This is a genomic window from Synechocystis sp. LEGE 06083 (assembly GCF_015207725.1).
In the GTDB taxonomy this organism is placed as follows: Bacteria; Cyanobacteriota; Cyanobacteriia; order Cyanobacteriales; family Microcystaceae; genus Synechocystis; species Synechocystis salina.
This window is the reverse complement of record NZ_JADEWJ010000025.1, coordinates 1-22,581: the sequence shown is the minus strand read 5'-3', so window position 1 is coordinate 22,581 and position 22,581 is coordinate 1. Positions and strand designations below refer to the sequence as shown.

The following is a 22,581-nucleotide window of genomic DNA, read 5'->3' as shown; positions in this document are numbered from 1 at the left end:
TTTATTAGCTTAGAAATAGGTGGTGTTATCTATGTAGTGAAAGTCTAAAATAGACAGCAACCGTGGTAGGAGTAATGTGTCCAAACTAGTTGTGTCACTTTCCCCTAAAATTTAGAGCCTGTTTGAAAAGTAGGGTGTAAGCCTTACTAGATAAAGTTTTCAGCGTCTACCATAAAAACATGTCCAAATGCTTGCTGAGTAAGGGATTGGGCAAAACTTTTCAAACACATTCTCAAGCAAAGATGCTCAAGATTGGTCAGGAAGCGCCTTTCATTTTCTAAAAACTTCTTCAATCATTAATCTGCTATTTTATATTTTATCAACCACTATAAATAATGAGGAATTAAGGTTAGCTTTATCTTAGCTTCACTACCTGAATGACACTACCGGTGAACGAACAGGCGACATTTTCTCCTTGCGGGTGAGGAGAGTATTCTTGAAATTTATAGCTACTGGAATAAGAGGTTATCTCGCAAAAAGTACTTGTATTCAAAACTGAACGTGAGGCTTTCACCTCATCCAGTTTCTTAATAAATTAACTACTATCAAGGGGCATCAAATTTTGTAGCTAAACTCTATGATTACATCATTGTAATCAAGGTCACCCCCTCCCACTATATCCTCGAAACCAAAGAGATTACTGCCCAAACGAGACATATGACTAATGCCGCCAGGGTTAGCGGCCCCAAAGGAAAAAAGCGCCACAGGGCCAAGGGTCGGATTGTTAGTGGGATTTTTGCTTAACACTTCTTCAATGGATGAGTTGGGAATAATCGCCATGCCATACATATTGTTGCCCGACAAAGTGATGGTCTTTTGAGTAGTGCTAAAAAACTCGTCAGGGGCGTTTAAGCTTAGCCCCGTTGCTGGATTCTGGGCCCTTGTTAATGCCGCTTGTAAATAGCCTCCATCCCCTGGGTTTAAATTAATCTGGCGATCGCCATCGGTATCAATGCCCCCGGTCAGACTATCCACTTTGTAGAGAACAATAAGATTTTCGTAAGCCCCCGCACGACTAATGGAAACATTTGCCGTCACAGTCTGGTTTAAAATTCCTGGTACAACCAAAGTTTTGGAAGCGATTTCTGTAGTAATGCCATTAAAATCTAACTGATGATAACCTCGACTATCTGTTTCAACCATTAGTGGAGCATCAATGGAAAAAGCGATTTCTTCTCCCTGTTGACTATAGAGCATATAGTAACGATTAGCTTCTAAATTAGAGTTACTAAAGCTACCAAAAAATTGTGATTCTGTCCTGGCAAAAGCTTCAATATCAGTAAAACTTTGTCGGGCTAAACTACGGGTTAAAGCCTGGGCTGAGGCATTGGCTTGATCACTAAAAACAACTTGTTTACGGGCCAAAGCGGCCTCCTCATAGCCCGGATCATCAGGAAGTAAACCATCAATGGCACCATCGGCACTATCCACTGGAACCCAACCAATTTCATAGTTTTGTGAGGGACTATTGATTAACCTGAGTTGCACTTGCCCATCGGCATTGGTGGGAGCCCAAAAAACTCGGTTATTATTGCTAATTAAGCCTGGGATGGTGCGGCACACATAACCATTAGTTGCCACCAAACCATTAACTATACCATCGGCATCACCCCGATCGCCGTCCAAAAGTTTAAGTTCTACTCCGCCAATGCCATTTGAGTTATCTAAATTGGTGAACCGGGCCCCTGTTTCATCATTAAATATCAGGGATTGATAGGTTTGACTGAGGGGATCGTAACTAAAAAAGTCGTTAAATTCGACTAGCCCTTCAACACTCAAATTAATCTGAGCTTGGCCGGAATTAACCGTGGTGGAGAAATCAATCAAGCCATTCATGACACTGTTATCCCAGTCCCCGGCCAGGTAGTTCCAACGACGGATCTGGGCACCATTGGCATCACCAGCTAAAGCAAAAGCAGAGTCCCCATCTCCTGCCTCCAAACCATCATTTAGCAAAGAAACCAATAGACCAAATTGGCGATCGCCGGTATAAACAAAGTCATTAGGAATTTTAACTGTGACGGTTTTTTGGTTCTCCCCAGGATTAAATATTAACTGTCCCGCTATGGGTAAATAGCGATCGCCAGCTTTGCCACTCATGTCCTGGGTGATGTAACTGACCAACACGTATTTGTCTAAATCTCCAGTGCGCTCAACGACAAACTGAGCTTCACCACTAGCTTCTGATACCTTGGGATTGGAAACAAATAAACGAGTGGCTTGACCTGATGCAGAAGCTAAATTCTGAGTTGCATTTGTTTGAGAGTTACTGGACGATGTGACATCTAATGGTTGAGCGGTAGGAATAGTATTTAGAATTGGTTTATTGGTACTGTCCGCATTGAACGTTATTGTTTGTGGCTGATTAACTAAAACAACGGCCGCTGAAATTTTGGAAGTATATTTATAATATTTTTGACTGTTACGATATTCCGTTCCATCTGCCTCAAAATCAGCACTTAAATTAAGGGTGTCGTTGGCATCCATTAACACCGTAACTTGGTTATTGCCGGATAACTTCACCACCGTTAATGAGTTCAGAGTCAGGTTGTTAGCGCCGTAATTGCGAATATCAATAATTTCAAAGTTTCGCAACCGTAGTCCTGGGGAGAGGGTAGTTAAATCCCAGGCTTGCCCGTTGTAACCCGTCAGCTTGAGGGTATCAGTGCCACTCCCTCCATCCAAACGGCGGAAATTGGTATCGCTCACTGTAACTAGGTCATCGCCAGGCCCGGCATAAACCACGTCAACGCCGCCATTGGTGTAGATAATATCGTCCCCTTGGCCGGCAATGAAAATTTCCCCAGTGGGAGTGCCCAGCATGACATCATCGCCAATGGTGCCCATCTGATTAACTTGGGAAGTGAAATCACTACCAAAGAGAACGTAACTAAGGTTATCCAGGGCCCCCGGCGCTCCCATGATGAAGTCACTAAAGCCATCCCCATTTACATCGGCCCCACCACTGATAGAAATACCCGCTTGGGAACCGGGTAGGCCTGTTGTCACAAAGCCATAGGGATTAAAATTTTGGCTACTATTACTTTGATTTTCAGCTAATTTTCCTAATCCAAAGGGGGAATTTGCGTTATATTGACTACCCCAGTGGGTACCGCCAAAGACCACCCAATTTACCCCCTGAGCTCCGTTGGCAGAAGAGTTTTGAGAACCGACAATGGTGGTAAGGGGAGAGCTAATAAGTACATCGTCAAAGCCATCGCCATTCATATCTCCGATCGCCGTAATCTCTAACAGTGCAAAGTTGGTTTCACTTGGTAAATCTGGTGCGGCTAAGACCACGTCGGGGGAAGCTGTGCTGGCAATGCCATTCGTATCTCCATAGTAAATAAAAACTCCCCCAAGGTTATTAATGCCGTTATAAGCAATGATGTCCTGAGTGAGTAAATTTCGGTAACCTGGAGCTAAAACAGCTAAGTCAGCCAGGCCATCCCCATTAAAGTCGCCAATATGATAAACCTGTTGACCTAAATTAATGGCTTGATTCGATTCAAAAAAGGGTTTTGAAGTAACAAAATTAAATCCATTATTATTTTTATTTGTCTGTGACAATATAAAACTTTGATTAAATAGAGCTGAAGATACACCAACAAGATCAGTTGAGGAGCCAATTATTGTTTCGGTGACATCCCAGTTTATGCCATCTGTAGAGGTAATATATTCCAGGTCTCTCTCGTTAGAATTGGCAAAGAATAAATAATATGTTCCATCTACCGCGATTAAGGATGGTTGAGAGCCTGTAACAGCCTGAGTTAATAGAGAAGAAACTTGCCAGTTACCCAAATTTCCTGGACTATCTGGAGTGATTGTCGCAGTGTAAGGGTAGCTCTGCCCTTTGGCTTTATATGCAACTGCTAAGGTAGCAATACCATTTTCTCCGGGCATAACAGTGGCACTTAGCGGCTGATCACTCGCTTGAACTTCGTTATTAATTGTCAGAGTTGTGTTGCCAGACCAATCACTATCACTACCAGGATTAGTAGAACTGGTGTAGAGGATATAGTCATCAGAATCATTTTCAATAAAGAAAACATAGAGTTCATTATTAAAGGCAACTAGTGTTGGGCCATTGTTAGATGCTTGATTAATCTTTATAGGAGAGTTGAATTGAAGACCAATAGGATTCGAACTAGATGATGCTATCGGTGTTCCTTCAGCAACCCAAACCTGCTGATTGTTATCGGTGAATCCTAAGTAAAGGGAACCATTAAAGGCTGCGATTGAAGCAGGATATTTTGCATCAAATGTACTCGTGGACAGTTCGGTTAGATCTTGCCAGTTGACTCCATCTCGAGTTCGTTGTAGAAATATTCCTCCATTAGTTCCAAAATAAGCCTGATAGAGCCAACCATCTAGAATCGCCAGTGAAGTGGTTAGGTTAGTGGCTTGATCACTCAAAGAATATTGAGTCCATGAAGCATCAGGAGCAAGAGGTTGCGAAATAGGAGTATTAGGGGGAGTGAGGGTTGACGTTATCGTGAGAGAGTTAGACTCATAGGAAAAATATTGCCAACTACCTTGAAACCCTCCAATATTAGACACTGGGTTTGATGTTGGTTGACCTACGACAATTTCGTTGGCACCATCACCGTTAATATCAATGCCGGTAAAAGAACCAGGATAACCTGCAGAAACGGGTATGTTAATTGATTGAGCTAACTCACCAGATACGTTGCCCCAATAAAGCTGACTTTGATTGCCAATTTGTAAAACGACATCACCATAGCCGTCACCGTTAACATCTCCCACTGCCCAGGCCTGGGTAACATTGGTAATGTTAGGGGGACTTCCATTTAACTCCAAATTTCCTTGAGTCCCTAAACTAGGATCCCCAAGCACTGTATAAAAGTTATTGTTGCTGTCAATAACCCCAAAATCCGCTAATCCATCGCCGTTAAAGTCTCCCAGAGCAACAAATTCTTTTACTTCCGCACCATCAATAGAAATTAACAAATCATCGGTGCCCACTGCCGCATCGAGTAAATCTTTAGTGCTATTACCAAAGACAACCACGCCACCGGCAGAACTGCCTCCAGATAACACATCCGCAAAGCCATCGCCATTAATATCTCCCAGCATGACGACATTGCGACCATTGCCAAATAGACTTCCTGCCGTTTCTGAATTAAGCAAAAAAGTATCTACATCAGTGGTAATTACTTCACCAATGTTCAATGTAGTAGCAGTACTAATTAGGCTTATATTCCCCGAATTTAGGGTGCCATTAGGAACAATATTATTCTGGGGATCAACGATGTACAGGCCACCATCTGACGCTAACTTAAGGACTGCACCATCATTGCCATTGGTGCCAGAAGCCCAAATTACATCACCTGAATTTCCCCCTGGTTGGCCGTAAATAACGAGATTGCCATCACTTTGCATAATGGCATAGGCCTCTGAAGTAACCTTTACTCCCTCCCCTGGATTTGATTGCCAAACGAGTTCACCAGTGGCGGAAATTAACTGCAATTTAGCGGAGACTAACTGATTAAACTCGTTCTGAACTAAGACAAAAACCAGTAAATAACCAATTTCTCCATTGAGTAAAAAAGTTGCTAAATTTGTGGTAATTTCTTGATTTTCGTTGAGGGTTACGGCGGTACTGATCAGGCTGGGGTTTGCTGAATTTAAAGTGCCATTGGTAACAATATTATTCTGGGGATCAACGATGTACAGACCACCATCTGAAGCTAACTTGAGGACAGCACCATCGTTGCCGTTAGTGCCAGAAGCCCAAATTATATCACCCGCCGGCTGGCCATAAATAACCAGATTGCCATCACTTTGCATAATGGCGTAGGCTTCGGGAGTAACTTCTGATTCTTCATTTGAATCGGTTGTTTGCCAGACAATTTCCCCGTTGGGAGCAATCATCTGTAACTCAGCAGTGACTAACTCATTGGAGTCGTTATAAATTAAAGCAAAGGCGAGTACATACCCAAAGGGGCTGGTGGCCAGGGAGTATTGGTAACCATCAATAACAAAACCATTGTTGGAGGAAACATCAGCTAGTTTGATACTGCCATCGTCCGCTAACCAGGGATGTCCATAAACGGCATAGAGTTGTTGACCCAATGGAGCCGTGAGCATTATGTCATCTATGCCGTCATTGTTAATATCTCCCACTCCTACTCCAGCGGTTCCCGTGGCTTGGAAAGGTTGATTACCGTTAAGTAAAAATGTGGTTTTGTTGTCGTTAGCGGTGACATTTAAATCAAAAATAGTCCCGAATTGACTTAAATCTAGCGGCCCAAACAGAACATAACTTTGACCTGTGGCATTGGCCCCTTGGGGAGCAGTAATTAAGAAGTCTTGGTAGCCATCATCATTTAAGTCTCCCGGTGAGGTGATAACTGCTCCTGTTTTGCCCCCAGCCAGGCCACCATTGATCACGAGGTTACTGACTGTATTTAAGGTTTGTGTATTTGTTGTAGTTATAGTTGTTGTTCCAGATGGAGTTGTTGGGGTTGGAGTTGTAGTTGTTGTGGTTGTTGTTACAGATGAAGTTGTTGGAGTTGCTGGATTTGCTGGAGTTATTGTAGTTGTTGTAGTTGTTGTTCCAGATGGAGTTGTTGTAGTTGTTATAGTTGTTGTTACAGATGGAGTTGCAGTAGATCCAGCAATCACAAAGGCTTGCCCTGTATTAGTATTGGCCCCAGGCCCTGCAATGACTAAATCTTGACGACCATCTCCATCCAAATCCATATTTAAACCAGAGCCAATCACACTTCCGGCAAAATAACTGGTGGCAGTGCCTTGAGCATTGGGAATGGCTGGCCCGGTATAGATGGCCCAAGGATTTGTGTTAAGACTTAAGCCTTGATTAGAGTTATAGACATAAACGGCCCCGGCTGAAACATAACTGGAACTAGGAAAAAGGTCTGATGTGATTTGTTGATTTTGTTTGTTTTGTGAGTTTTGGCCTGGGAGATTGCTTTGATTTGTCCACTGATTCGCGACTTGAATTTGATAGTTCGGCGCACCAATAAAAAGATCATCTGTGGTCGTACTACCCGTAAATGTAGATGGGGAATTAGTCCCAGTCAATCGTCGTGACACTCCTAGGGCAAAGCCGGCCCCTTCCCCCACTGTTAGGGTTGGACTGGGTGGATTCGGTTGGGGATTGGGAATTTCAAAACTTTGGCCTGTATAAATAACAGTAGGGCTAATCGAATCAGGAGCATTATCCTGGGCAAAACCAGGGACTAGATAAACCAGGCCAACCCGATTTCCGTCACTATCTTTGCCATAGGGCGCACCGAAAACAATATCATCGTAGTCATCCCCATCAAAGTTCCCCACGACTACTGAAAAGCCCGCTAAATCATCCGCATTACTGCCATTGATCGCAAAACCCATACTATTCGGTGTCGTGCTTAGGCTTGTGACATCAATTTTTTGGCCCTTTTGACTGTTGAGATAACTGCCATAGATGACATATACAGCCCCGGCAAACTTACCTACATTGGGCGCACCAATTACCAAATCAGGAATGCCATCTCCGTCAATATCCCCCGTGGCTAAGGAAAGAGACAGATTTCGGTTATTATCCCCCGCATCTTGAATATTGGTAATTAGCACCCCATCGGGATTACCATTAAGATCATTGGTACTTAGTGAGCCGCTGCCCGAGAGAATATCGCTGCCACCAAAAAGGATTTGCACTGTACCATTGTTGCCAAGGTTGCCTTGACTGTCGCTATAGCCGCGATTCCCCACTGCCACATATGCCAAACTACCATCGGAATTAAATGCACTGGCCAGAACGTACCCGATCGCCGGATTATCGGAATCAATAATAAAACCACTATCAATCAGGGCTAGGGAGGAGTCATTGGCTTCGGTAACCGTTGCCGTTCCCGTGACGGTTTGACCTGGCCCCATTGTTGCCGAATTGATCTGATAGGGAGCAACAGAAGTTGGTCCAATGGTATTACCACCGTCGAAATAAACCGTATAGTCAACTGCCCCAAGAGGAGTATTGGAACTGCCGGGATCAATGAACAAAAAGAGATTTTCGGTATATCCCTGAATTGGATAGCTAAAGGTTGATGTCTCGTGATTAAGACTGTTGAGTAGGGTATCTCCTAAAAGTAGGCCAAGCTGATTACCCGTTAGTGCTGTGCCAGTGTTATCGGTGCCAATCGCCCAGGCCTGGTTGCCACTAGTAACTTTAATTCCGCTGATAGTTAAGTTTGGATTAGAAAGCGAAATCTGATAAACGGCATCAGCAATTCCATTGGGCGCAATCATGGTGCTGGCCTGGGCGGCAGTGGCAGAGACTAAATCGAAAACAGGGATATTGGCCCCGGCTAACTGGGTGGGAACGATTGCGGGTGTGGGGTTAATTTGACTAGGGAGTTGCCAACTTGAACCATCCAAAACGGAATAGTAAGTATTCGGGCCTGGGGGAATCGGTTTGTTATATTGGGCGGCATAGTGATTACCAATTTGATTCGTGCCCGCAATGATCTCGAGAATTTGGCTCCCCGTCAGGTTTTGGAAGTTTGGGCTAGTTAAATCCCCTGCATTGACATCAGAAGCCGTTAACGCCTTGGGGTAAAATGCCACTTCATCTAAATAAACCGGATTATTCTCCGTAGAAGCCCCTGCTAAAGTCAAGGCCGCAGATGTCGGAAACGAATCAAATTCAACATCATCTACTGTCCCAGCTAAGACACCATTGAGATACAAACTAAGATTTTGACTTGAGCCATCATAAGTACCAACAACGTAATACCAAAGATCAGTGGCTAAGGTTTCACTAGCTTGAATTTGAGTATCATCGTCGTTACCCAGGCCAAAGGTAAGTTTCGGCGGCGCATTAGGATCATTGGGATCAACATCCAGGCCCAGGCCAAATAATCCAGGTGCAGAAACTAAATTGATAGATTCCTGAGGTAAATTGGGCAACTTAAACCAAAATTCAATCGCAAAAGCGTTGTTGGTCAGGGGAACAGGTTGATTCAGCGTTACTCCCCCACCTTGAAACAACACGGCAGGATTGGGATCACCGGAATTACTGGTAGTTTCTAAGGCCCCCATTTCCCCCAGAGTAAAAGTACCGCTATAGGTGCCATTAGCTGCGGCTTGAAACTGACCACTATTGCGGGCCACCGTTCCAGTTCGTTCTCCCAGACGTAAGTAAACCGATGGATCAGCGTTACGGACTAATTGGCGATAGGATGCTGGGGCAGATTCAGTCCAGAAAATTGCTGGTTGTTGATTGATCGTACTAATGGTTAGGGGCGTAAAGGGATCGGGGTTAATGTCGGGAAGTATGCGAGCAGGTTCAGACCACCCAGAGCTTGAATTCAACTTAGAGTAGTAAATCGTGGTAACGGGCGTACCATTATTATTCAGTATGGTATTTAACCAGGCCGCCATAATCGAACCATCAGGCCCCAGGCCAAGCGTGACATTGGTATTCTGTCCTGTTTGCTGGGGAATGGGGGCGGCCACTGACCAAGGAATGATTTGAGCGTTGGGGCCAAGATCACCAAGATCATCTAAAGAGGCAACAGAAAAGTAAATAGTTGAGCTTTGCAGGGCCTGGGTAATAATCTCTAAGTTGCTATAATATTGGCCTGGGATGAGTTGATTCTGAATTTGGCTACTATCAACATTTACCCAAGCAGCAAATACCTGATTTGTGGCCTGGTCAAAATACACTGCTGGATCGTAATTTAAGCCACTTGTCCCAATAATTGAGCTTGGATAGGCAATACTAACGCTTGAGGTGCTGGGGGTGGCTAAAAGTGTCTTAATCACCGTCCCAGGATTGGTAAATGTGGTCAGAATATCGCTCGTAGTAAAGGGAGCAACGGGAATGTTGTTGCTATTAGCTAATATGCCATCACCAGAAATATAGCTAACTGTAACAATATCGCCTTGCCCAATGGGTTCTAATAAGGGCAAAATAACAGAATTATTCTCAATATCTACTTTATCATTCACAGTAATAAAATTATTGGAATTGTTGACTGTAACGATAAATTGATTCCCGCCAGGAGAATTGCTAGATGAAAGGAGTTGGTCAAAGGTGAGCGTAATGACATTAGAAATTGCCACTGCTTCTAATAGCGTTGGGGCATTGGTTGAACTAGCTGCTTGCGTCACAGGCGTGGTAAAGTCAGGCACCCACAAGGCGAAATCTGTGGCATCAGAAAGGTAAAGATTATAGAGGCTATTTTCTGGTGTTGAATCAATGCTATAACTGACCGAAATTGTATCATCAGCATTAATAACAGTACTTGAATTTAACGTAATTTTAACATAATTATCTGAGCTGGATGAATCCTGAATTTCAGCACTTTGATTATTAATTAGAACTGTAAACGGATTACTAGTGGCCTTGGTATTACTTGGATTTTGGAGAGTGTCAGCAAAAGTGAGGAAAATCTGTGTTCCCGATAATAAGGCAGAAATGGGAGTAATCGGCGGGGTATCACTACTCCAGGCCAGTAAAACACCATCATTATCATTAGTTACAGCTAAAGCAGGGGGGCTATCCTCAGCATAATCTTGGGCAACCGTACTACCGAGAAGGGGGTTAGTTGTAATTGTATTTCCGGTTGTTCCTGATACATTGCTATAGGTACGATTTACTTGTCCAGCGGTGTTTGGTGGCGTATTACTGGCAATATTAAAATCACTAATTGCAACATTATCTTCTGTGGTTAATACATTTCCAGAACCGCTACTGCTCGAATAATTAACGCTATAGGTGCTGCTCGAATTTCCAGATAGAGTTAAGACCACGCTACGAGGGGCTACACTAACGGAGTTAATTGAAATTAAATTACCATTAGCATCGGTAACTTGAAATCGAGATAAATCGGGAGTAATGTTAGGATTTAGAGTGGCATTAAAAGCGACAATAACTTGCTGATCCGTGACTTGGTAATTACTGCCTGTGCCACTGATGGGATTGTAGTTATAGGTAAACGTATTGGCCGATTGATTAACAACAGGAATCGGCGTCTTATTTTGATAGCTAACTGTAATTTTTGAAAAGGGCTGATCGTTTAAGGCTGTTTGCGGAATCGCCGATTCAAGCCTGAGAATAGTGGTATTGTCCCGAGTTAAAACCCCAAATACGGGAATGGTCGTGGTCTGGCCGAGGGGATCTTTGACGTTAACTTGAAAGTCTGTGGCCTGGGGTGTGCCGTTAGTTTGTAACCCTTGAATTTCTAATAAAGACCCTTTGACGATCGCCGTGGGAGAATTGCTGGTCTGGGGCAATGCGAAAGTAGCCTGATTGAGTGTGGTGGTATCACTGCTACTGAGATCATCACCCCAAGTCCAATAGGGATAGAAACCCACCGTGCCACCGAGAAAACCTAAAGTCTTAATGGTGATATTCATTGGCAAGCCAAGGCTTATATCTAGGTTAGGTTGAAATGCACCACTATTTGCTGAACGAGTCCCTCCAGCCGTTCCCACCAAACTGACCTGAATCCCAACCAGAGCTTCAAACAATACAGGAATTTTGATCCCGCCATCAATCCCCGCCGCAACTGGTGTGGAAAACAACAAGGATTCCAGTTCTAGAGCTTCGTTACTATCAGGGTCAAAATCACTAAAGATGAGCTCAACGATCTCTGCAATATCAGAAATTACCGCTAGGCCAACTGCCGCTAACGCTCCCAAGGGAGGAACCCCAATTAACGTGGATAGAATTGATGCATCAGTACCGTCCCCCATAGGGGATAAAACTACACTCACTGGAGAGAAATAAGTTTGCGGATCTTTTGGTGATAGTTGCCACTGAAATCCCGCACCAATACTACCCAAAAAATCGACAACAAGCGGTGTTCCTGATATTGGAAGTGGGATTGTCAGTCCAGCTGTTAGCCCAACACTCCCAGTTTCTACCGTTAATGGATAAGAAAGGCTATCTTCCCGAAGTTTCTGATCAAATGTATAGAGTGTAGCGGCAATAAACGAGAATGAAGTTTCCGGTTTAAAGGTCAGGTTTGTCGTGTTTTGGGCAGGATTTAAGCTACCTCCAGTGCTTGCCGATGAACTCCCGCTGGAATCCTCCGGATCATCGGAGTCCGCTTCATTTAGTTGCACCGCCATTGACGCATTGAGCAACAGTCCTTCTGTACTGATTCCACCGCCAAAGAATGAAAGATTAGGATTATTGCCCGATGAGCCAAGCAGGGTTCCTGATAGATTGAATTTCTTAAAAATAGGCTCAAGCAAAAACTGGGGAACAACCGGCATTCCCTTCAAGAATTGTAAGTTCGATAAATTAGTGTCAAAGGTTTGAGAGACTGACCAATTTGCCCCAAATCCTTGAAATGCACTCTGAGCCTCCGCTTGGGTAAAAGGCTGGTAATTGGCATTGGCTAACGTCGCTGTTGTGGTTGTGCCACCGACAATATAGTTGCCTTGAATGACACCATTTTTGCTAATCTGGGGCGTGTAAGCAGCAATGGGCGTAACTGGGGCCGGCGGCGTTGTCGGGAATTGGTTACTGTAAATTTGAAACGTTTGCGAGTATAAATCCGCATCTTCTCGGATGGCTTGGTTTTGGGCTTTGATGAGATCAACTTTTTGCCCTACCACCGTCACAAAACCGTTATCCACTACCACCCGAGGTTCTAAATCGCCAACTTGATCTGCTGTCAGGGCTTGGGGAGTGTCGAGCCATTGCAGTTTGCCAGAAGTGTCGTACTGAGCCGCAGTATAGAAAAAGTTACTGTCGTTTTCCCGGCCTTCTTGATAGACCACGGCCAGACCTGGAATCAGCGTATTATTGCTTGTTCCAGATTCGACAATTAACCCTGAATCGGCAACCAAGTTAAGACTACGGATGTGCTGACCAGCGGTATCGACAATGGCCTGGGCGTTTTTCCATGTCTGAGAAACTGGGTCATAAACAGCGTGCCAAATATTCGTTCCTTCCAGCCAAACAATATGACTCGTTCCGGCACTGTCTTGAACAACGGCAGAAAGGCGATTAGATAAATTTATACTCATTCAGGCCAGGCTCCACAAATAAAATGAGGTTCGACGGTTAAATTCAGGCTTTTGATGGACTGGCCAGTAATATTGGCGATCGCCCTGGCATTGATCCAACTAGCGGAATTGGGATCATAGACAGCGTGCCAAAGGTTGTCTCCCTGGGCCTAGACCACATGGGTTATTCCAGCAAAGTCAGTGGTAATAGCGGAAAGACCGTTAGCAAGATTGAGGGTCATATTAACAATCTCCGCAGAAATTAAATTTTTAGAGGTGTAGATAATGCACCAATGATAGATTCACCTTTGTTAAAAATTGCATCGACTAAAGGCAAAAGAGATAAAAATTTACGTTTCAACCAAAAGGCTTAACAGAGCAATAAATTACGCTTATAGCTAAATGAAATAACAATGTGTTTGAAAAGTTTTGCCCAATCCCTTGCTGAGCAAGCATTTGGGCATGTTTTTATGGTAAACACTGAAAACCTTATCTAGTAAGGCATACAGTCCATTTTTCAAACAGGCTCTAAGGCAAAGATGCTCAAGATTAGTCAGGAAGTGCCTTTCATTTTCTAAAAGCTTCTTCAATCATGAATCTGCTGTTTTACATGTTATCAACCACTACAATGAGGAGTTAAGGTTGGCTTTATCTTGACTTCACTACATGAATAACACTACCACTTTTTACTAAGTAGATAATTTATAAAGTTTTGTTGTCAAAAACTTCTGGTGATTCATTTGAAAATTCCCTAACTAGACTAATAGAAGAGCGATAAATCAGAGTAATGTTGGTTACCACAAAGATTGTCTTAGGAGCATTTTAGTTGGCTAGATTGATGGAAGAGGTGTAGTTGAATTGGTTATATTTTTTGAGCAAACTCTAACCCTGATTAAATTCATATAACAACCAAATTCCCACCCCCAAACCGACAAAATTGGGCAGCCAGGCCGCCAAGGTAGGGGAAATTAACCCAACAATGCCTAAGCTACCACTGAAAAATCCCAGTATATAGTAGGCAAAAATGATCACAATGGTTAAACCAAAACCCGTAGCGCGACTTATTCTTTGGGGCCTAGCTCCGATCGCCGAACCTACCACGGCAAAAACAATACAAACAAAAGGAAAAGCTAATTTTTGTTCTGTTCTGACCTGAAAAAACTGAATTTTCTTTTCATCGCCAATCAATTTTAAAATTTTGATATAGTCCTGGGCTTCGGCAATGGTCATTTCGTAGGGATCCCGTCCCTGTCGGGCAAAATCAAAGGCGGACTTGGGCAGGGCAATTTGTTTATTCGTAAACGGAATCGCCTCTTGGTAATCCTCTGTTTCTGTGAGGCGGTAAAGAGTACCATGAAAGAAATCCCAGCGTTTATTGTCGTTGTTCCAAGTGGCATTGTCGGAAAGTACAATATGTTTCAGATGGTTTTCCGTCCACTGCAACACCGTCAGATTTTGCATTTCCTTGCCGTCAAACTTTTCCGCATAAACTAAACTTTTTAACCGCCGTGCAGTTTGGCCATTCTCGAGCTTAATTTCTTCAAACTCAGGGTAAAAAACATCGCGATTTTGCCAAAAGGGATGCTCTTCATCGATGGATTCAATGAGGATACTGGTAGCTCGATAGTTGGCCACCGGCACTACCCATTCACTCAGCACAAAAGCCCACCCTGTTACCAGCAAACTCAGCACCACCGCCGGCAAAATCAGACGGTATAAACTCACTCCACAACTGCGAATAGCAATAATTTCGCTGTCTCCACTCAAACGACCAAAGGCCATCATTGTGGCTAGCATCACCGCCACTGGCAGGGAATAGGCGAGAAATTCCGGTACTTTGAGAAGTAGTACTTCTGCCGCTTTAGCTACCGGGAGATTTTTCTCAACAATTTTGTTACCTAAATCGGACAAATTACCGATCGCCAGCCCCAAACTGGCCACCACCCCGACGCTAAATAAAAATGGGGGAATCAGTTGCCTGGCCACATAGCGGTCCATAAGGGAAATACGGGGCAAAAGATGGGGCCACTGCCCCAAGCTGGTCAAGGTTTTAGACAAGAACATCACAGATTTTCAAGCTTCCCAATGGCTAAAATTCTTCAAGTCTTTAAAATTCCGCGTTCATGGGAGTGCGGGGGAAAGGGATCACATCCCGAATATTGGCCATGCCGGTCATGAACTGGACAATGCGCTCAAAGCCTAAACCAAAGCCTGCATGGGGCACAGAACCATAACGGCGTAGGTCAAGATACCACCATAGATCGCTTTCGGGAACCCCTTGTTCCTGCATTCTTTGAGTTAATACGTCTAGTCGTTCTTCCCGCTGGGAACCACCGATAATTTCACCAATTTTGGGCGCTAAAATATCCATAGCGGCAACGGTTTTGCCATCCTCATTTAAGCGCATATAAAACGCTTTAATATCCTTGGGATAATCGGTCACAATGGTGGGTCTTTTGAACACAATTTCTGCCAAATATCGCTCATGTTCTGACTGTAGATCCACTCCCCAAGCGACGGGATATTCAAACTTTTGCTCCGCTTTTTCCAGCAGTTGGATGGCCTCGGTGTAGGTCAGCCAAGCAAATTCGTTGTTAATGATATTGTCCGCTGTAGCCAGCACGGTGTTGTCAATGCGCTGGTCAAAAAATTCCATATCCTCTGGGCATTTTTCCAGCACAAATTTGAAAATGTATTTTAGAAATTCCTCCGCCCATTGGCGATCGCCTTCTAGGTCACAAAAGGCCATTTCTGGTTCCACCATCCAAAATTCGGCTAGGTGGCGGGACGTATTGGAATTTTCGGCCCGAAAGGTGGGGCCAAACGTGTAGACATTCTGGAATGCCAGGGCCATCACCTCCGCTTCCAATTGTCCACTCACTGTCAAATAGGCTTGTTTACCAAAAAAGTCCTCGCTGTAATCAATACCATGATCACTTTTGGGCACCTTCTGTAAATCTAAGGTGGTGACATTGAATAAATCCCCTGCCCCCTCACAGTCACTGGCGGTAATGATCGGAGTATGGACCCAGAGAAAACCCCTCTCCTGAAAAAATTGGTGAATGGCGGTGGCACAGGCGTTACGCACTCTCATAACTGCGCCGATGGTATTGGTGCGGGGCCGCAGGTGACCAATGGTCCGCAAAAATTCAAAGCTGTGGCGTTTTTTCTGGAGGGGATAACTGCTAGGGTCTGCTCCCCCCAACAATTCCAGTTTGGCTGCCTTTAACTCCACCCGTTGTCCTTTTCCCGGTGAAGGGGCCAATTTTCCTTCCACCACCACCGCTGCCCCTGTCTGCAATTGGGATAACAGGCGATCGTAGTCCGTCAAATTCCCATCAAGCACCACTTGGAGATTAGCCAAGCTAGAGCCGTCATTAACTTCCACAAAACTAAAATCCTTGAGGGTTCGCTTAGTGCGTAACCACCCTTGAACCATTACTTGGTCATCGGCCTGACCATGGCGGAGAACTTCAATAATGCGGCGTTTGTTCATAAACCCCAAAGGAGTAGAGATAGAGGGACAGTGGGTGCCACTATTAAACCACGGCACCGAGCCACTCCCAGGGTAACCAATCCCGGCTGGGGAAGCGATGCGCAGCAAACCAGACAAAAATCTGACCAACCCAGAAAAAAATATTTTGACCATCAACAATTAGGTGTTATGATGGCTAATCGTGAAAGCAATGGGTCGATGCCCGAGTGGTTAATGGGGGCGGACTGTAAATCCGCTGGCTATGCCTACGCTGGTTCAAATCCAGCTCGGCCCATCCCTTTTGCCCTTGTAGCTCAGTGGTAGAGCACACCCTTGGTAAGGGTGAGGTCACGAGTTCAATCCTCGTCAAGGGCTTTCCAAGCTTAACTATTAAATCTGTTCCCTGGCGATCAGTAACTGATACTGATAGTTTTCGCTGTTGATTACTTTCATGGGGACTTAAGACTAAGGTGAGATTTCCCCAGACACTAGTACAAAATAAAAACTTTTTTTAGTCTTTAATTAGGTTACCTCTCTTTTTTCATTGATCAGTCTAGTCAGCAAATTTTCAAATGAATCGCCAGAAGTCTTTGATAGCAGGGTTTTTAAGATGTGTACTTAATAAAAAATCTTGCCCTTGTATTTCACGTTGGAAGAATCCTGAATTTCTATTCTAGTAAGGGTTTTATGGAATAAAGTCAAACGATTGTCTTCCAGACTCAGGAAAGAGCGATAAAAATCAGAGGTGTTGAACGACAATGCTTGGGTTTACCGTTACAAATATCTAGATTGATAATGATTCGGACGTGCATAGTATTTGTGTTCTTCAGAAAATTGTTCTATTTCATGTCGGCGATCGCCTAAAAAACAGCTTAGCAAGTACATAAAATTTACCGAATGGAACTTTGGTGATCATAAAAAACCTACTGGTCCACCAGTTTCCAAAAGTTAAGAAATTTTAACTCCCCATTTTTGCGTCAATTATGAGACGATAATGAAAAATGAAATGATCATGAAATGACCGTTATCACTATGGCAATATCATTTGCTTCCCGGGGAGGACTGCTGGCATCTGGTTTGGCGATCGTTTTTTGGCTGACCGGCTGTGGGACAGCGGAAGTCACTACATCCAATGCTCCCAGCGAAGAGGTGACAGAAGTAACCACCGAAGTCCAAGCGGAAAACGAAGGGAAAAAGAAAGTTTTAACCACCTTCACCGTACTGGCCGACATGGCCCAGAATGTTGCCGGAGATAAGTTAGTGGTGGAATCCATCACTCGCATTGGTGCAGAAATCCACGGTTATGAGCCGACTCCCAGTGACATTGTCAAAGCTCAGGACGCAGACTTAATCCTTTACAACGGCATGAATCTGGAGCGTTGGCTCGAGCAATTTTTGGGCAATGTCAAGGATGTGCCCTCTGTGGTGCTAACGGAAGGTATTGAACCGATTCCCATTGCTGAAGGTCCCTATACCGATAAACCCAATCCCCACGCCTGGATGTCGCCCCGTAATGCCCTGGTCTATGTGGAAAATATCCGCCAAGCCTTCGTCGACCTTGACCCGGACAATGCCGAATATTACAACGCCAATGCGGCGGCCTATAGCGAGCAGTTAAAGGCGATCGATACCCAACTGGCATCCGATTTGGAACAGGTGCCCGCCAAGCAGAGATTTTTGGTCAGTTGTGAAGGGGCGTTTTCTTACCTGGCCAGGGACTATGGCATGGAAGAGATTTACATGTGGCCAATCAATGCCGAACAACAGTTCACCCCCAAACAGGTGCAAACCGTGATTGAGGAAGTGAAAACCAATGACGTACCAACAATCTTTTGTGAGAGCACCGTCAGTGACAAGGGCCAAAAACAGGTAGCCCAGGCAACCGGCGCTCGCTTTGGCGGCAATCTCTATGTTGATTCCCTTTCCACAGAGGAAGGCCCTGTACCCACCTTTTTGGATTTGTTGGAATATGATGCCCGGGTGATTGCCAACGGTCTTTTGGCCGGTGCCAATGCCAAACAATGACAAAAGTTTTGCCTTCTATTCGGTGTTGAGTTTTTCTTAATCAACCCAACTCAATGTTGACGATTGACCGCTCCCTAAAACCTGAACCCCTCTTTTGTGATGCCAACCACTCTCCCCCGTCTCGATATATCCGTTGATGGCGTCAGCGTTACCTATAACAACGCTCGTTTGGCCCTTTACAATGCCACCTGCACCGTTGAACCTGGCACCATTACTGCCCTAGTGGGCCCCAATGGCAGTGGTAAATCGACTCTGTTCAAATCCATTATGGGGTTTTTGCAACCGAGTCAGGGACGGGTTCGCATCGGTGGTTTTCCGGTGCAAAAGGCCCAAAAACAACAGTTGATGGCCTACGTCCCCCAGGCTGATGAAGTGGATTGGAACTTTCCGGTCAGTGTGTTTGATGTGGTGATGATGGGGCGCTATGGCCATATGAATGTGCTACGCATTCCCAGCCCCAAAGACCGTCGCTTGGTGATGGAAAGTCTAGAGCGGGTGGGCATGGTGAAATACCGCGATCGCCAAATTGGGGAACTTTCCGGCGGTCAAAAGAAACGGGCATTTTTGGCCCGGGCCTTGGCCCAGGAAGGCAAGGTAATTCTACTAGATGAGCCCTTTACCGGGGTTGACGTGAAAACGGAAAAGGGGATGATCGACTTATTGATGCAACTGCGGGATGAGGGCCACACCATTCTGATTTCTACCCATGATTTAGCTTCCATTTCCACCTTCTGTGACCACACTATTCTGCTCAACCGCACCATTTTGGCCCAGGGGAAAACCGAGGAAACCTTCACCAAAGAAAATTTAGAATTGACCTTTGGCGGGCTACCAGTGATGAGCCTGAATCAGATGTTTGAAACGACAGAGGTAGATGCGTGAGTCAGTTAGTGGTGGCCTTTTCTTTTTGGAATTGGTTGGTGGAGCCTTTGCAATATGGGTTTTTGATCCGGGCAATTTGGGTGAGTGCCTTTGTCGGCCTGGTGTGTGCGGTGCTTTCCTGTTACATCACCCTCAAAGGTTGGTCCCTAATGGGAGATGCCATTTCCCATGCGGTGGTCCCCGGTGTGGTGCTGGCCTATGCCCTGAATATTCCCTTTGCCATTGGGGCTTTTACCTTTGGCTTTGGGGCAACGGTGGCGATCGGTTACGTCAAGTCTAAAACGCGTTTAAAGGAGGATGCCGTCATTGGCATTGTCTTTACGGGATTTTTTGCCCTTGGCCTAGTGTTGGTGACCAAAATTTCCAGCAATGTTGACCTGTTCCATATTCTGTTTGGCAATGTGCTGGGTATTTCTCAACAAGACATTATCCAAACTCTGATCGCCGGATCCATCACTCTGATAGTGATTTTGTTGCGCCGCAAGGATCTTCTGTTGTTTTGTTTTGATCCGAACCATGCCAAGGCGATCGGTCTGCGTACCCAGGTGATGTATTACACGCTGTTGTCGGTTCTGGCCCTTACCATTGTGGCTGCCTTGCAAACGGCGGGAATTATTTTAGTAATTTCTATGCTGGTCACACCAGGTTCCATTGGCTATCTACTCAGCGATCGCTTTGACCATATGCTGTGGTACTCCGTCGCCAGCAGTGTCCTATCCTGTGTGCTCGGCACCTATTTGAGCTATCACTTTGACGTCTCGACGGGGGGCATGATTGTCGTCCTGCTGACAACGCTGTTTGTCATAACCATGATTTGTGCGCCTAAGTATGGCATTTTGGCCCAGGAATGGCGCAAGCGGTCAGGGCAAAATCCGGAAGACGATCACAATCAGACTGTAGTGGTGGATCAAGCCTAGTTGGTTGGTATCACCACAATAATGATGACGTCCCCTTATAAACCCTTTGAGGTCAAACAATTAACCTAAATTTATTTCCCATGAAATCACCGCCGCGTTTACCCAAAGCACGGTTATTTTTTCCTTGCGCTTTCATATCCCTCAGTCTGACGGAAGAGGGATACAAGCAGCGGGGGTTGGAAAAGGGGCAGCGCTAGGAGGCGCTGGAGACGGATAGCCACAGCAATGGGCTGATGCTGCGGGGGCAATTTAGGGCCGCGTTGAATGCGGATCCAGCTCAGATTCGGCGGAAGTCGGTGTATAAGGTGGAGGAGATGGAGATTGCAGTGGGCGAAATAGCCTGAAGTGGACGCGCAATGACCATCCCCTGGGGCGACGCAATGGCCAGGAGTTTGAGGTGGTGGGGCTGGAGAATGGGCAAGTGATGATTCGCTGAGAGCGGAGAGAATTGAGATCCGCCTCACCCCTTCGTCTCAGGCTCCGCCACAGCCACTGGATCAGCTCTCGCTCGGGCAAACAAACGGGGCTTTGCTAATTTCGAAGTGAGCGAGCATTGCTTACTCTAGAGCAAGAGTTGGGTACGGGGTCACCGCGTCTATGTCATAGCGACCGGGAGCATGCCACTTTTGTAAAAACCGTATCAATGGGGAGAGTGGAAGGGTAACCCCAGGAATGACTCACCATGATAGCTGAAGACCAAAAGCAATTGGAAGCCTATATAGCAAGCAATAGCGACCGAGAGGGGCTTGATAGCCCATAAAACTTCGATCACACTGTGCGACGGCAGATGCAGAAGGAGGTCAGCCCTCGAGTGGCCTTTTTTGTCAATCAGCAGGCATACCCCGCTTGAGAGCTAAGTCAATGTAAATACAATAAGAGCAGCATACTCAACAAGAACTCTAGTTTCAGCGCATATTGACTACTTCCGAAGCGCTTCGCTGTTTTCGGCGTTCTTGCAAAGACTTATCAATTAGTTTTGCAACCAGCCAAGAGACAGATCGTTCATCTGTCTGTGCCCACTCCTCCAGTTCTTGCTTTAACTCTGGAGGAACGTAAGCAACCACTCGCTCCAAGTCTGTTTTGCCACCCATTTTGAGTTTCACTTCTGGTTTTCTTGCTTCCAAGATACCAGTAATAGCCTAGCATGTGTTGTGCTATGCCGCGCTGTGCTAGCATGGCATAGCGCGATTAATCAAGGCCTCATCTATGAACCGTCAAAATTTGCTCTCAATCGCCGGAGATCTTGTCCAACCAAAAGTCAATCCCGGACTCGTCTTGCTTTCGAGTAGAGAATTAGACAAGATGCGGCGGGTTGGGCAACTTGCGGCGAATCTCCTCAACCATCTTGAATCAATGGTGCAACCCGGAGTGAGTACGCAAACTCTAAACGACGAGGCGACGAGTTGGATGCAATCTCATAGGGCAATCAGTGCCACGCTTGGCTACGCACCTCCTGGTCATCCTCCATTCACAGGTTCAATTTGCACCAGTGTTAATGAGGTGGTTTGTCACGGAATTCCGAATCCAAAGCAAATCCTTAAAGACGGAGATATTATCAATATCGATGTGACGCCACGCTTAGACGGTTACCATGGCGACACGTCTAAAACATTCTTGGTTGGTAATGTATCCGCAACAGCGCGGAAGCTGGTTGAAGCCACTCAAGAATCGATGATGCGAGGAATTGCTGAAATCAAGCCCGGGGCAAGAATTGGTGATATTGGCGCTGCAATTCAAGCCTATGCCGAGGCGAAGGGATTCTCAGTTGTTCGAGATATGGTTGGGCATGGCATTGGCAGGCAAATGCATACAGAGCTTCAAATTCCTCACTATGGTCAGCGGGGTAGTGGGCTAAAGCTGCGTCCAGGAATGGCTTTTACGGTTGAACCGATGCTAAATGAAGGAACGAGTATTCTTAAGTTTCTTGCAGATCGTTGGACTGTGATTACAAAAGACAAGAAACTTTCAGCTCAGTTTGAACACACCGTTGCTGTGACTGAGGAAGGGGTAGAAATTCTGACTCTTCCTTGAATTTCAAGACACAACTCCTTATTTATTCCTTGAGAGAGAAGTACAATATTGCTCTAAAGATAAACCGCTGCTCAGGGACTCGGTTCCTATGGGGATAGCCGACTTTTAACATCATCGTCATGGAACCGGGTCCCGGCACTGTCCTTTTAAGGAGTGAAGTGGCAAAAGCCTCTACAGGTAAGTATTTCTGCAATTTCGACAGGGCGGTCAATGAAGCCCATGGCCATAGCCGGAGTGGTATTTTTTCCCAGACTTCCATGA

General features: G+C 45.3%; 8 protein-coding genes, 2 tRNA genes and 1 pseudogene. 7 read left to right on the top strand and 4 right to left on the bottom strand.

The window, feature by feature from the left end; translation table 11 throughout:
• Positions 1–555: 555 nt before the first annotated feature.
• On the bottom strand, positions 556–13,011 hold the full coding sequence (locus IQ219_RS19965; protein ID WP_228016687.1) for a SwmB domain-containing protein: 12,456 nt from the start codon (positions 13,009–13,011) through the stop codon (positions 556–558).
• Positions 13,012–13,518: 507 nt separating this feature from the next.
• Between IQ219_RS19965 and IQ219_RS03415 the strand changes: the two are divergent.
• Positions 13,519–13,647: pseudogene (locus tag IQ219_RS03415) on the top strand (IS1 family transposase); the annotation flags it as partial.
• A 225-nt stretch (positions 13,648–13,872) separates the two neighbouring features.
• On the opposite strand, the gene IQ219_RS03410 reads toward IQ219_RS03415, so the two are convergent.
• Together IQ219_RS03410 and asnS are read right to left on the bottom strand one after the other, a co-directional pair.
• Entirely contained in the window at positions 13,873–15,054 is a 1,182-nt protein-coding gene (locus IQ219_RS03410) for an LptF/LptG family permease (RefSeq protein WP_228016686.1), read from the bottom strand.
• Between the two features lie 43 nt (positions 15,055–15,097).
• Entirely contained in the window at positions 15,098–16,486 is a 1,389-nt protein-coding gene (gene asnS / locus IQ219_RS03405; protein ID WP_190597674.1) for an asparagine--tRNA ligase, read from the bottom strand.
• A gap of 192 nt (positions 16,487–16,678) precedes the next feature.
• Between asnS and IQ219_RS03400 the strand changes: the two genes are divergently transcribed.
• The 5 genes from IQ219_RS03400 to IQ219_RS03380 all read left to right on the top strand — a co-directional run bounded on the left by IQ219_RS03400 (position 16,679) and on the right by IQ219_RS03380 (position 20,289).
• Positions 16,679–16,760: transfer RNA gene (locus IQ219_RS03400), tRNA-Tyr, on the top strand.
• A gap of 8 nt (positions 16,761–16,768) precedes the next feature.
• Positions 16,769–16,840, top strand: a tRNA-Thr gene (locus IQ219_RS03395).
• 657 nt (positions 16,841–17,497) lie between these two features.
• Positions 17,498–18,490 (top strand): metal ABC transporter substrate-binding protein, encoded by a 993-nt coding sequence (locus IQ219_RS03390; RefSeq protein ID WP_194071715.1) that lies wholly within the window; start codon positions 17,498–17,500, stop codon positions 18,488–18,490.
• Positions 18,491–18,589: 99 nt separating this feature from the next.
• Complete coding sequence (locus IQ219_RS03385; RefSeq protein WP_190599961.1) at positions 18,590–19,372, top strand: metal ABC transporter ATP-binding protein; 783 nt, start codon at positions 18,590–18,592, stop codon at positions 19,370–19,372.
• Positions 19,369–20,289, top strand: a complete 921-nt coding sequence (locus IQ219_RS03380) for a metal ABC transporter permease (RefSeq protein ID WP_194019529.1) — start codon at positions 19,369–19,371, stop codon at positions 20,287–20,289. Before IQ219_RS03385 ends, IQ219_RS03380 begins: the two co-directional genes overlap by 4 nt.
• Positions 20,290–21,194: 905 nt before the next feature.
• Here IQ219_RS03380 and IQ219_RS03375 read toward each other — a convergent pair.
• On the bottom strand, positions 21,195–21,380 hold the full coding sequence (locus IQ219_RS03375) for a CopG family transcriptional regulator (RefSeq protein ID WP_190599975.1): 186 nt from the start codon (positions 21,378–21,380) through the stop codon (positions 21,195–21,197).
• Between the two features lie 115 nt (positions 21,381–21,495).
• Here IQ219_RS03375 and map point away from each other — a divergent pair, with 115 nt between their 5' ends.
• Positions 21,496–22,320: a type I methionyl aminopeptidase gene (gene map, locus IQ219_RS03370; RefSeq protein WP_194071714.1), complete on the top strand. Its 825-nt coding sequence runs from the start codon at positions 21,496–21,498 to the stop codon at positions 22,318–22,320.
• Positions 22,321–22,581: the final 261 nt, after the last annotated feature.